This is a genomic window from Schleiferilactobacillus shenzhenensis LY-73 (genome assembly GCF_000469325.1).
GTDB lineage: Bacteria > Bacillota > Bacilli > Lactobacillales > Lactobacillaceae > Schleiferilactobacillus > Schleiferilactobacillus shenzhenensis.
In genome coordinates this window covers 350,429-364,161 of record NZ_KI271582.1, presented here as the reverse complement: position 1 = coordinate 364,161, position 13,733 = coordinate 350,429, and the positions used below count along the sequence as shown (strand labels likewise).

Here is a 13,733-nt window from a genome sequence, read left to right as displayed (position 1 = left end):
GTGCCCATGGCGTTCCAGCCCCAGCCAGCCGGAGGGCCCAAATCGCCGGGTTTCGCGTTTTTTTCTTTCAAGTCTAATATTCGCCGCCATACCAAACGTGTATTTGCCCTGACCCGTCTCCCTGTGAGAAAATAGGACCTATCAGTAACGGTCAGAAACGGATGGGAGAGACGAAAAATGAACCAGCAGAAGGGGACGGAACGGGTGCGGCTGTTTGTGGGCACGGCCACGCAGGACACCCAGCAGACCCTGGTGAAAGACATGGCCCGGGTGGAACGGGAATGGACCGCCGGCGGTGAGCAGGGGAAAATCTTTTATTTGGTGCCCAACCATATTGCCTATGAAATGGAGCGGGTCACGTACCGCGCTTTGAGCCAGGAACCACCCTTTGCCGACACGACGGTGCATGCCTTCCAAAACATTCAGGTGCTCACGGTCAACCGGCTGTTGTGGTATTTTTTGCAGACCGATCCGCAGTTCAAACGGCTTAACGCCACGACCACGGCTCAGACCATGATCTTGACCAAGGTCTTGCTGCAGTGCGGCGACCAGCTGCAGCTTTTCCGGGGGGAGACCCGTAACCCGGGCTTCTTGGAGCAGCTGCGCCGTCAACTGAGCGAATTGACCGATGCCAGTATTGACGCGGCCACGTTGTCCGCGGTAGCGGAGCAGGGCGGCAGTCAGGAATTCCAAGCCAAGATGCACGATTTGGCCATTATCATGGCGGCTTACCAGCAAGAACTGAACCAAGCCTTTATGACGCCGGACCAGCTGAACCAATACGCCATTAAAGAATTTACCGCCCACCCGGACTGGTTCGCACACACCCGGTTGTACATTAACGGCTTTGATCATTTAGACGGGCAAACTTTAGGACTGGTGGGAACACTGATGGGCTTGTGCGACCAGACCACGATTGCCATGGTCGGGGACCGCTACGATGCCGAAGGAGATTCCAGCAGCCAAGAGACGCCATTTTTCTCCCCTAGTACGCAGTTGCTGCGCCAGCTCACGCAGCTGGCCCAGAATCGGACTGGCCAGCCCGCGGCGCTGCATTATGTCACGACCCGCACGGCCCACGCGCCTGAACTCGCGGCACTGGCTCAGTACTGGATCAGTAATGCCCGGGGCCAAACGGCGCCGACGCCGCCCCAAGACAGCGGCCATGTGCACATCTGGCAAGCAGCGACGCGCCAGGACGAGCTGACCGCCGTGGCAGCCCAGATCCACCGGTTGGTCGCGGACCCGGAGAACGACTACCGGTACGGCGACTTCCGTATCCTCACGCCGGATTTGCAGAAATACGAGACGATCATTGCGCCGACGTTCCGGCAGGCCAACGTTCCTTATTTTTACGACCTGGCGCTGAATATGACGAATCATCCTTTGGTTCAGGTAGTGACGGCGCTGGGCGAACTGCTCAACGGCAATGTCACCTACGCGAACCTGTTCAGTTTATTACGGACCGAGCTGGTCTTGCCCCAAGCCGTTGCGGAACAAGCGGCTGACACCCCGGCGCCCACGACCGCCGCCACGACGCCGGCTTATTTGGCGGCTTTTCGACAAGCAGTGGATGCCGCAGAGAATTACACGCTGGCCCATGGCCTGCGCGGCAACCAATTCAGTGCACCCCAGCCCTGGACAGAACTGACCAGCGTGCCCACTGACGAAGACGATCCCAGCGACGTTCAGACTCGGTTGTCTGCTGGAGAACCGATCCACCAATTCATTGCGGCGGAACTATTGCCATTCGTCACACAATGGCAGCAGGCGGCTAACAGCGAAGCCGCCATGCGCCAGCTGTATACGTTCTTGACCGAGCACGGGCTGACGACTCAATTGGCTTTCTTCCGCAACACCACCCTGGCCGCCGGCGACCCTGTCGGCGCCAGCCGGCCGCGCCAAGCATTTGCTCAACTGACCCGGCTCCTCGATGAATATGTTCAGCTTTTGGGGGAGGAACCTTTTGACCCGGACATGTTCGTGGCCATCTTCACGGCCGGCTTCGCGGCAGCCAGTTACGCCCAGATCCCAGCGGTTTTAGATACAGTTCAGATTGCCGACCTGGGAATCACCGTGCCCAGCCTGGCGAAGGTCACCTTCGTGATCGGCAGTACGGCCAACGCACTGCCTGCCCCGGTAGAGTCGACCACCTTGCTCAACGATACGGACCGCCAGGCAATCATTGCGGCGCAGCAAGCCTTGGCGGCGACGCAGCCGCCCACCAGCGGTTTGTTGTACCCGCAATTGGCTCAAGGAACGACGGATGTTTTAGCCGCGGCAGAATATACGGCTTACAAGGGCTTTTTCAGTGCCACCGACGCCTTGTATTTAACTTATCCGCAGCTCCAGCAGGAAACGAACCAACGCCTGTCCCCCTACGTCGCCCGTATCCAGCACTACCTGGACTTAACCATTACAGCCATCGACCTCACCGGCGAGCGGCTGATTCAAACTGACACGACCCGTACGATTACCCCGTGGCTGGTCACTCCGGCCCTCGCCGGCACGTGGGCTGTCCGGGCGTTGCGGGATGATCCGCAGAACTTATACTGGCAGGCTGTCGCCCAAGCGTTGCAGGAGGGCACCAGTGCTGCCGAGCAACCCCTATATCGTTTCATTCTCAGTGCGCTGCGTTACCGCAACGATGTCGGGACGCTGTCCCCGGACATCGTCCATGCTTTGTACGGTGACCATCTCAGTGTTTCTGTTTCCCGGTTGGAGCAGTACTACCAGAATCCTTACGAATATTTTCTGCATTACGGCTTGAACGTGACGGAGCGTGACACCTATGATCTGACGCCAGCGGAGACCGGCAGTTTCTACCATTGGGTCCTGGATCATCTCGTGAAACAACTCCAAGCTGATCATCAGGACATTACCGCCGTCAGTCCCGAGGCACTGCGCCAAATGGTGGCAGACCTATCCGGAGAAGCGGTCCATGAGCCGCTGTTTGCCATCCTCAACGGAAGCGGCCGGATGACCTTCATGCGCCAGCTGCTGGAGCGGACCTTGAATTACATGGCCTGGCTCCTCCAGCAGCAAGCCGCTTGCTCCGACCTGCGGCCGCTGGCAACTGAAGTTCAATTTGGGCAAGTCGGTTTGGCCCACACGCTGCCCGCCGTCAGTTATTCCTTGGGTGGCGGCCAAACCGTGCGATTGAGGGGGAAGATCGACCGCATCGACGGCTATCAAGATCCTCAAGGCGGCGATTTTCTCACCGTCGTCGACTACAAGTCATCGGAGCATAAGTTCGACTACAGCCAAGCCCTCACCGGCCTCTCGCTGCAGCTGCAGACCTATCTGCAAGCCTTGATTAACGCTTTGGGGCAGGGGACGGACCTGGCTTTGCCCGGCAGCGCCACCGTCGCCGGCGGGTTCTACCTGCACATCGCCGAACCCCTCATTCCCTTGAAGAAAGCCGCGCCGGCGGACGCCTTCACCGACCAGTTGTTGAAAGAAAATAAGCTGATTGGGATTGCCTTAGCTGATGACACGTTCCTGGAACACGCCGACACCAGTCCAGGCCGCAACATCATTCTGGCCGGCAGTGCCAAATATAGTAAGAAGGGCTACACCAACAGCAACGCCCTCACGGCAGACCAGATGCAGACCATCCTGGATTACAATGCCGCCATGATTGCCCACGCTGCCCGGGGGATCCTGACGGGGCAGATTGCGCTGCAGCCGGCCCGCTTCGCCGACGGGGCCTCGGTGCTCCGCTATTCACCCTATGGCGATATCATGTACTTCGACCACATGCTGCCGGAGAACCGCTACCGCGAGATTGCCACGCGCAAGAAGGACGACGTGCTGCAGCGGATGGCAGACCGCTTGAGAAAGGAGACCAATCATGAGTAACACCAAGTTCACCGCCAGCCAGCAGGCCGCCGTCGATCATGCCGGCCACAACATTCTGGTGTCGGCTAGTGCGGGTTCCGGCAAGACGACCGTCCTGGTGGAGCGGGTCATTCAAAAACTGCTCCACGGGGAGAGCATCGACCGTTTGCTGATTGTCACGTTCACCCAAGCAGCTGCCGCTGAGATGCGGGACCGTATTCGCGCTGCTTTGGCCAAAGCAGCCGAGACGGAAAGCGACGATTTGCGCAAGACCCACCTGCGCAAGCAGCAGGCCCTGCTGGGGTCAGCGGATATTGCCACCCTGGATGCCTTTTGTGCCCGGGTCGTGCGCCGGTTCTATTACGTGATCGACTACGATCCGGCCGTGCGCACCCTGGGCGACGACAACGAACGGCAGCTTCTCTGGAACCAAGTCTGGGAACAGGTGCGGGACCACTATTACGATGAGAAAGACGCCGCTTTTCTTGACCTCGTCACCAACTTTTCTGGCAGCCGGGATGACGAAGGCTTGACCGGGCTCGTGCAATCCCTGTACACGAAGGCCATGGCGAGTCCGGATCCAGCGGCCTGGATCAAGGCTGTCCCGCGCCTCTACGACTTTCCCTTGACGGCGGCGGGAGTCAACGGGGCGGCCTGGTTTGCCCCGGACGAGCCCAACAATTTACGTGGAATCTTGGTGCAGACGTACAGCGACTTATTTACCCAGTATCGGGATCAAGTCGAAGCCCTCAGTACAGTCACGGATCTCGATAAACTGTACACTTTTGGGGCGAAACAGCTGCCTGTCTTAGCGGCTCAACTGCCCATTCTTAAAAGCGGGGACTGGGATGCCGTACGCGGCGCCCTGAAGGCGGCGCAAGACGTCATGGCCGCGCGCTTTCCCAGTTATCGCCAGAATTCGTTGGAACCTGACCTGTGGACGCTGAAAACACAAGTTCAAAATGCCCGGAACGCGTTGAAAGAGGCAATCGCCAGTTATGTATCCGGCCCGTTCTTGCTCCCCCTGGCTGAGTGGCTGCCGCTGCTCGGCCGGGGCCAAGCCCTGACCCGCAAACTGAGCGAAGTCCTCGGTGCCTTCGCGGACGCGCTGACTCAGGTCAAACAGCGCCGCGGTCTGGCCGAATTTGCGGACATTGAACTGGCCGCCCTGCGTATCCTCACCGCCAAGACAGCAACGGACATCGAACCCAAAACATTTTATGCTGAAAAATATCACGAAATCATGGTGGATGAGTATCAGGATACGAATCCGCTGCAGGAGGCGATTCTGACAACGATCGCCCATGATCACCCAGGCAATATGTTCATGGTGGGGGACATCAAACAGTCGATTTACGGCTTTCGCCAGGCCGACCCGTCCTTGTTTGCCAGCAAGTATACCCATTACCAGCCAGCTTCGCAGCGGACTGCAGACGCCGATGACGAACGCATTGTCCTGGCCGAAAACTTTCGTTCTACCGAAGCAGTGGACGACATGGTCAACTATGTGTTCCAGCAGCTGATGGATCCCACTGTGGGGGACGTTGCCTACGATGAGAATGCCCGGCTGCAGTACGGTGCCGCTTATTATCCGCCGGAGACGGGGGCCGAGGCCGCCGTTTTGCTCGTGCCCGACCAAGCGGCGGCCGACGACGACCCCGACGCGGTCCCCTTGACCGGCATTCAAGCCCAGACCGCCGTCGTGGCCGAAAAAATCAAGGCCCTGGTCGCGGCCCAGACCCCAATCTACGATAAGGCCGCCCAGGGCACCCGGCCCATGACCTATGCCGACGCCGCCCTCATCGTCCCGACCCGGGGCGACAACCTGGACATTCTCGATACGCTCACCGACCATAACGTGCCAGTGGTGATGAATGATGCGAAGGAGTATTTCCAAACCACCGAAATCACCGTCATGCTGAATTATCTCAGTCTGATCGACAATCCGGACCAGGACATTCCTTTGGTGGGCTGGCTGCGCTCGCCCATCGTCGGTTTCTCCAGTGACGACTTAGCGACCATTCGCCTCCACCACCGCCAAGGGCCGTACCACATGGCCTGGGCGGTCTACTTGGCGGACAGCAGTATCCACACGCCGTTGCATGAACGGGCCCAGCACTGGGCGGCGCAATTGGACCAGTACCGGACGTTGAGCAAACAGGTCCGCATTGCCGACCTCATCTGGCGGATCTACGCGGACACCGGCTTCTTGGACTATGCCGGCGGGATGCCTTCGGGCAAGCAGCGGCAGGCCAACCTGCACGCCTTGTACGAACGGGCCAACGACTTCGAGGCCAACGGGTTTCGGGGGATTTTTAACTTTATCCGCTTCATCCGTCAGGTGCGGGCGAACCAGGACGACATGGCGATTTCTCCCGTCACCAGTACCGATGAGAACGCGGTCACGGTCATGACGATCCACGGCAGCAAGGGACTGGAATTCCCGGTGGTCTTCCTGCTCAACGCCCAGCACCAATTCAACCCGGTGGACGAACGGGCGGCGGCCATCGCCCTGACGCGCACCGGCGGGGTGGGAGTGACCATTAAGGATTACAGCCGACACATGACTGTCCCCACCCCCCAGCATTTCTATGGCCAGCAGATCATCCACGGTACCGCTCAGTCGGAAGAACTGCGCAAGCTTTACGTCGCTTTGACCCGCGCCCGCCAGTCGCTTTACGTGGTGGCATCGATCAAGGACGAGGATGCGCTGGGCAAAGCCGTCACCGGGTGGGCCGGCGCAATCCAGCCGGGGGAGCCGCTGCTGGCGACAACCGCGCGGCGCTCGGCCAAGAATATCTTGGACCTCTTGATGCCGACACTCCTGCGGCTGCCAACGGTCAATGACGCGCTGGCTGCTTCCGCAGCCGTCAGCCCGGAGGACCAGCTCGGGGAGCCGGCCATTACCGTCGCCGTCTGCCCGCCTACTGCTGCGACACCGGCCGCGACGACAGCGCCCAATCTCGGTGTGCGCCGCCAGGCCTTCCCGGAAATCACCGCGCAAGCCCAGGCGTGGCACACGCCGTACCGGTTTGCCCAGGCGACCCGCACTGCGGCTTTCCAGACAGTCACGGAAATCAAGCGAGCGCAGGACGATCCGGTCTTGACCGATACCCGCTTGACCACCACGGAAGCCAGCGGCTACACCCAGTCGCCCGCGTTCCGCTATGTGAAGGACGACGAGTTCACGCCGCCCAAGTTTCTCACGCAGGACCAGCCGCCCCAGTCCACCACGGTGGGTACGGCGACCCACCTGGTGTTCCAGGAGATGGACCTGAGCCGCGGTGCCATCACGGCAGACCAAGTGGCGGCGACCATCGATCGGCTCCAGGCAGACGGCCAGATCGATGCGGCCACGGCCGCCCAGATCGATACTGCCGGGGTGGCGGCGTTCTACGCCACGCCGGTCGGTCAGCAGCTGTTGGCTCAGCCAACCGCCGTCCACCGGGAGATGCCCTTTGCCTTGCTGCTGCCCCCCGCTGAGGTCTTCGGCGAGACGGCTGCCGGCATTGCCTTCCCGGCCGATGCTGATATTTTGATCCATGGTATCATAGACGGGTATATTGCTTTATCCGACCAGGTTATCTTGTTCGATTACAAGACCGACCATGTCCGCGGCCGTCACGACCCGCAGGCTTACCTGGCCGACCAGTACCGGCTGCAGCTTCAATATTACGGCGCTGCCCTAGGCGCCATTTTGCACACACCCGTGACCGCGCAGTACGTTTACTCGGTGGAGTTGCAGAAGCTGATTCCAGTTCCGGTGAGAAAGGAAGAATGAACCCATGCGGCCAGGCCAACTGTACGCCGTTGTTGATTTGGAAACGACCGGCACAGATTATGCCAGCGGTGACCGAATCATCCAATTCGGCTGTGCCTTGGTGAAAAACGGAAAAATCATCGACACCGTTGCCCAAAATATCGACCCGCACCAGGCATTGCTGCCGGCGATCCGCAATCTGACAGGCATCAAGGACCGGGAGCTGACCAGTGCCCCCGATTTTGCCGAGCTGGCACCGACCTTGCATGGGCTGCTGGAAGGGGCGGTCTTTGTCGCCCACAACGTTAACTTTGACCTGCCGTTTTTGAACGCTGAATTTACCGGTCAGGGCTTGTCGCCGATCGGTCAACGGGCCATTGATACGGTCCAGCTCGCGCAAATTCTCCTGCCCACCGTGCCGAGTTACAAATTGTCCGACTTGACGAAATGGCTGGGCATCGAGCACAAGGACCCGCATCAGGCGGACAGTGACGCCATCGCCACCGCCCACCTCTTTGTGCTGCTCGACGCCCGGCTGCACCGGCTGCCCCAGGTCACCCGCCAGCGTCTGGCAGCCATGGGCAGCGGCCTGTTGCGGCAAACCGGTGATTATCTGGCGTTGATGGCCAAGGCCAGCGACCCGCCTGATTTAAGTGACCAGTTCCTGATTCTTGGCGGATTAGCACTGCGCAAGCCCCAACCCGCACCGCCGGCCGCCCATGCCCACACCGTTTTTCCTAGCGGCCGGGCAGCGTTAGCCAAACTGCTCCGCCCGCGCTTTACCGTGCGGGCCAGACAGATGAAGATGATGACTGCCGTTTACCGTCAGGCCGAGGCGGGGGAGACCCCGCTCCTGGTGGAAGCCGCGCCCGGCAGCGGCAAGTCGCTGGGCTACCTGCTGCCGCTTCTCATCCGGCAGCAGACCAGCGGCCAGCAGATCATCGTGGCGACGTCGACACTGACCCTGCAGGATCAATTAGCCCGTGAAACGGTGCCGGCCATCGCGGCGGTGCTCCACGAAACCGTGCGAGTCGAAATCGTCAAATCGGATAGTCATTACATTGACTTGGCGCAATATGCCGGCCTGTTGGCGCGGACCGACCTGAACGCTGGCGAACAATTATTGATGATGAAAATCTTGGTTTGGCTGACAGAAACAGCTACTGGCGACCTGCAAGAGCTGCAGCTGACTACGTATCGTTCCCCGTTGTTCGCGGCTGTTATCAGCGGCCAGGAATTACCGGCGGACTCGCCCTGGTCGGCCGCCGACTTTCTCCGCCGCGCCCACGCCCGGCAGGACGCGGCCCAGGTATTGATCACCAACCACGCTTACTTTGTCCGCCACTATGACGAAGCCCCCTTTGCCCGCCAGGCACTGGTGGTCATTGACGAAGCTCAGCACGCCGCTGACAGTGCGGTAGCCGCGCTGATGGCGAAGGGCAATCTGCCCCGGATGCTGCGCTACCTGCACCAGATCAAGGGCACCATTGACGATGTCGTGCGCCATGAACAATGGACCAATGGTGAGCTGTTCCGGTATCAGATTGTCGCCGTCAGCAGTGCCGTCGACATACTCACCAGCCGGTTCAGCGAGCTTCAGGATTTTCTATACGACCAGGCGATCCGGGGCAATATCGTGCGGAGTGAACGCAACCAGCCGATTCAACGGCTCTGGCAGCCCGATGGCGCGGCTTGGCAGACCCTCACGCGGTATCTGACCCAGCTGAACGATACCTTGACCCAGTTGTTCAGCGTTTTGAGTCAGCTCCAGCACTACATTGCCCGCCAGCCTGGCCACTGGACCCAGCGGGTAGGGGAGATGACAGCCATTTTAACCGCGGCCGCCCAAGAACTGACGCCGCTGGCTGACGATCTGAACCAGCTGAGCCGTATCCAAATGGCCAGTCACCCCAGCGCGGGTTTCGTGGTTCAGATGCGCAACTACGGTGATATCCGCTCTGTGTCGCTGCATTGGGCACAGGTCGACATTCGCCCGCTGTGGGCTGCTGTGACCCGCCGTTTTGCGCCGTTCTTGTACGTTGGCGCGACGCTGCGCGTCATGGGCAGCTGGCAGCCGTTTTGCCAGCCCCTAGGAATCGGCGATGAGGCGGTCAAAATGGTCCTGCCGAACGGGTTTGCGTATAAGCGCCTTGGTCGCGTCTTCATGGCCCCGGATGCACCGGACGTCAAGGAAACGCCGCCGGACGCGTATGCCGAATACCTGGCCGGGATGATCGAACAGCTGGGTTTGAAGAATCCCCAGCGGCTTTTGATCCTGTTTAACTCCTTGAGCATGATCCAGCAAGTGTACGACGACATGTCGGAACTCAGTCTGGTGGGGCAGCGGGAGCTGCTGGCCCAGGGGGTCACCGGGTCAGTAGAGAAAGTGATGAAGCGATTCAAACTGGCCGACGGCGCGATTCTACTCGGTGCAGCGACGTTTTGGGAAGGCATCGACCTGCCCAATGATACTTTGCAGATCTTGGTAGTCACTCGACTGCCCTTCGACCCGCCGACCCGGCCGCTGACCCAGCTGCGCAGCAATCTGATTACCGCCCAGGGGGGCAACCCGTTCTTCCAGGATGCGCTGCCCCGGGCAACGCAGCGGCTGACCCAGGCGTTTGGCCGTTTATTCCGCTCCCGCCAAGACCACGGGGTGATGATCATTCTCGACCGGCGCATCATGACGGAGCGTTGGGGGCATGCCATGCTCCAAGACCTGCCGCGCACGGTACCCAAAATTGAACTGCCGGGGGCCCAAATTCCCCAAGCGACGGCTGATTTTCTTAGCGGCATCCCTGTAAAAAACGTTAAGCCGTGAATTGCTGCCCCACGCCTCGCCAATAATTGTTATAATGGACGCCAGATGCATTTCTGAAAGCAAAAAGGGGGATTCCTGTGCGCTCGGCTTGGCAAAAATGGGCCTATTGGGGTGCGCTGGTGGTCATCATCGCGACGGTCATCAGTGTTTACTTCGTCGCCACCGCTCCTCGCCGCAACGCCGAGAAGCAGGCGACCGCCGTCGCGGCCCGGGTGGCGGGTGTGCAAACACCGCAATCATTCTATCTGTTCAACCGCAACGAAACGGATTACACCGTGGGTGGCAAGCAGCGGTCGGGGAAAAATGTCTTCGTGATCATCAATGCCAAGACTGGCCGCACGCGGACACTGGCCGCCAGCAGCGGTTTAAGTGCCGCTGAGGCCCGGCAGCAAGCCCGCGCGGACCACGCCCAGGCGACGGTGACGCACGTGGCCTTGGGCCTGTACAAAAAGATCCCGGCGTGGGAAGTGACTCTGCGCCAGCGGGACGGGACATATCAATACGTCCTGTTAAACTTCAAGACGGGCAAGCCCGTTACTGCATCGTGAGCCGGTGTCAACGGCTCTGTATTTAACTTTTGGGAGGTCAATCAATGTCTGAACCTGAACACATCAGTATTATCGATTCGCCGAAACACGTCGGCGAAACTGTCCGCATCGGCGCGTGGCTGACCGATAAACGCTCCAGCGGGAAAATTTCTTTCTTGCAGCTGCGCGACGGCACCGCCTTCTTCCAGGGCGTCGTCGTGAAGAACGCGGTCACCGAAGAGGTCTGGAACCTGGCGAAGGAAATGCACCAAGAAGCCAGCTTCTGGGTCACCGGCGAGATCCACGAAGATAAGCGGTCCCACTTCGGGTACGAGATCGAGATCAGCAACATCGAAATGGTCGGCGAATCCGAGGGTTATCCCATCACCCCGAAGGAACACGGCATCGATTTCTTGCTGGATCACCGCCATCTGTGGCTGCGGTCCCGCAAACCGTTCGCCATCATGCATATCCGTAACGAGATGATCCGCGCCACCTATGAATTCTTCAACAAGGAAGGGTTCATCAAGATGGACCCGCCGGAAATCACTAACAGTGCGCCGGAAGGCACGACGGAACTGTTCCACATCGATTACTTCGATACCGATGCCTATCTGTCCCAGTCCGGTCAGCTTTACATGGAAGCCGGCGCGATGGCCTACGGTAAGGTCTTCTCGTTCGGCCCCACGTTCCGGGCAGAGAAGTCCAAGACCCGCCGCCACCTGACGGAATTCTGGCAGATGGAGCCGGAGATGGCCTTCATGCACCAGGAAGAAAGCCTCCAGATTCAAGAACGCTACATCGCCTACATGGTGCAATGCGTGCTGGACAAGTGTGCTTATGACTTGAAGCTGCTGGACCGGGACCCGGAGATCTTGAAGCGCTACACCAAGACACCGTTCCCCCGGATCACCTACGATAAGGCTATCGAAATGCTGCAAAGTGCCGGGTATGACACCAAGTGGGGGGCCGACTTTGGCTCGCCGGAAGAGACGTACATTTCTGACCAATTCGAGCAGCCGGTCTTCGTGATGAACTATCCCAAAGCGGTCAAGTCCTTCTACATGAAGAGCCATCCCACTCGGGACGACGTCTATATCTGTGCTGACTTGCTGGCCCCGGAAGGGTACGGCGAGATTATCGGCGGCAGCGAACGGGAAGATAACTACGACGTGCTCAAGCAAAGCATTCTCGATCACCATCTGAGTCTGGACGACTACGGCTGGTACTTGGATCTGCGCAAGTACGGCAGTGTGCCGCACAGCGGTTTCGGCATGGGTCTGGAGCGGGCCATCACCTGGATCTGCCACTTGGACCACGTGCGGGAAGCCATTCCGTTCCCGCGGATGATCAACCGTCTGCGTCCGTAATTACGGTATTATCCGAAGGTCAGTCATTGCGGCTGGCCTTTTTTCTCACGATAAGGGAGGATCATACGATTGAATTCTTGGCAGGACCTTATGAAAGCCCCATTGATCAGCATTTCTGACCTGGTCTTGCAGCATTACCGGGCCTTAGGTATCAGCAACCAGCAGCTGCTCATCTATTTGCAGATGGTCAGCTTCGCCGCGCGCGGCGACCGGTTCCCGGCCGTCCGGGACATCGCCGAGCGTACCGGCTTCAGCGAGCAGGATATTTATACGGCGCTGCACGAGATGCTGGATAAGGGCGTCATCGACCTGCGTTCCCAGGAAGACGCGCAGGGCAAACAGATCGACTGGTATGACTTGAGCCCGCTGTATGCACGGTTACAGGAGAAACTCGCCGCCAGTCCTGACGGCGGTTCCGGGACGACGGCACCGCCGCTCACCCGCCAGCGCCTCTTCGACGAGATCGAGGTGGAATTCGGCCGGCCCTTGTCGCCGATCGAGCAGGAGACCATCAGCGCCTGGCTGGACGACGATCATTACGATCCCGCGCTGGTGGAACTGGCGTTGCGCGAGGCGGTATTGAACCAGGTCCGTTCCCTGAAGTACATGGACAGGATCCTGCTGAATTGGGAGCAGCGCGGTATTCGGACCAAGGCCGACGCCGAACGGGAACGGGCTGAACGCAAGCGGTTCTGATATGCGTATACCCGAAGTAAGAAAGGACTGATGGCGATGGCTCATCTATGGTCGGATACCCGGATGCGCTGGGGCATGCACCAACTTTTCCAGTTGATTCCCGACGCCCAGGGATCCTTGCACGCCGATTCCCCCTACCAGCTGCTCATTGCGGTGATTCTGAGCGCCCAAACCACCGATGCCGCCGTCAACTTAGCGACCCCGGCACTGTTTAGGGCTTACCCGACCCCGGCCGCGCTGGCCGCCGCCCCAATCAGCGACATTGAACAGTTTATCCGCACGATTGGCCTGTTCCATACCAAGGCACGGCATATTCAAGAAACAGCCGCGATCCTTACCGCGCAATACGCCGGCGAGGTACCGCAAGACCGAGCAGCATTAGAAAAACTGCCTGGGGTGGGGCGCAAAACCGCCAGCGTGGTCCTGGGCGATGCTTTTGGTGTCCCCAGCTTCGCCGTCGATACCCACGTCACCCGCATCTCCAAGCGCCTGCCCATTGTCCCGGCCAAGGCCAGCGTGCGGCAGATCGAAGACCGCTGGACCGCAGCCCTGCCGCCGGCAGAGTGGGTCCAAGGGCACCACACCCTCATCCTCTTTGGCCGCCAATACTGTACCGCCCGTGCTCCGCGGTGCGGCGAGTGTCCGTTAGCGGCTTATTGTGCGACGGGGCAGGTGAATTTGAAGAAAGGGTAAGTCAGAATGTCGCTACGGCCCGGCGC

General features: G+C 59.7%; 7 protein-coding genes. All 7 read left to right on the top strand.

The features are described from left to right. The first annotated feature begins 177 nt into the window (after positions 1 to 177). Positions 178 to 3,861, top strand: coding sequence for a PD-(D/E)XK nuclease family protein (locus tag L248_RS01620; protein WP_022528297.1), 3,684 nt, complete (start codon positions 178 to 180; stop codon positions 3,859 to 3,861). Continuing rightward, positions 3,854 to 7,621 carry a helicase-exonuclease AddAB subunit AddA gene (addA, locus tag L248_RS01615; protein ID WP_022528296.1) on the top strand — a complete coding sequence of 1,256 codons (3,768 nt, stop codon included), beginning with the start codon at positions 3,854 to 3,856 and terminating at the stop codon, positions 7,619 to 7,621. The genes L248_RS01620 and addA overlap by 8 nt, the downstream gene beginning before the upstream one ends. Before the next feature lie 4 nt (positions 7,622 to 7,625). Then, positions 7,626 to 10,421, top strand: coding sequence for a helicase C-terminal domain-containing protein (locus L248_RS01610; protein WP_022528295.1), 2,796 nt, complete (start codon positions 7,626 to 7,628; stop codon positions 10,419 to 10,421). A gap of 77 nt (positions 10,422 to 10,498) precedes the next feature. Beyond that, the gene (locus tag L248_RS01605; protein WP_022528294.1) at positions 10,499 to 10,969 is read left to right on the top strand and encodes a PepSY domain-containing protein; all 471 of its coding nucleotides are present in this window, start codon (positions 10,499 to 10,501) and stop codon (positions 10,967 to 10,969) included. Positions 10,970 to 11,013: 44 nt separating this feature from the next. Beyond that, complete coding sequence (gene asnS, locus L248_RS01600) at positions 11,014 to 12,318, top strand: asparagine--tRNA ligase (RefSeq protein WP_022528293.1); 1,305 nt, start codon at positions 11,014 to 11,016, stop codon at positions 12,316 to 12,318. A 90-nt stretch (positions 12,319 to 12,408) separates the two neighbouring features. Next, a complete protein-coding gene (locus tag L248_RS01595) occupies positions 12,409 to 13,014 on the top strand; it encodes a DnaD domain-containing protein (RefSeq protein ID WP_022528292.1) in 606 nt (201 codons plus the stop codon). Positions 13,015 to 13,050: 36 nt separating this feature from the next. Then, the gene (gene nth, locus L248_RS01590) at positions 13,051 to 13,707 is read left to right on the top strand and encodes an endonuclease III (RefSeq protein WP_245585260.1); all 657 of its coding nucleotides are present in this window, start codon (positions 13,051 to 13,053) and stop codon (positions 13,705 to 13,707) included. The last annotated feature ends 26 nt before the right edge of the window (positions 13,708 to 13,733 follow it).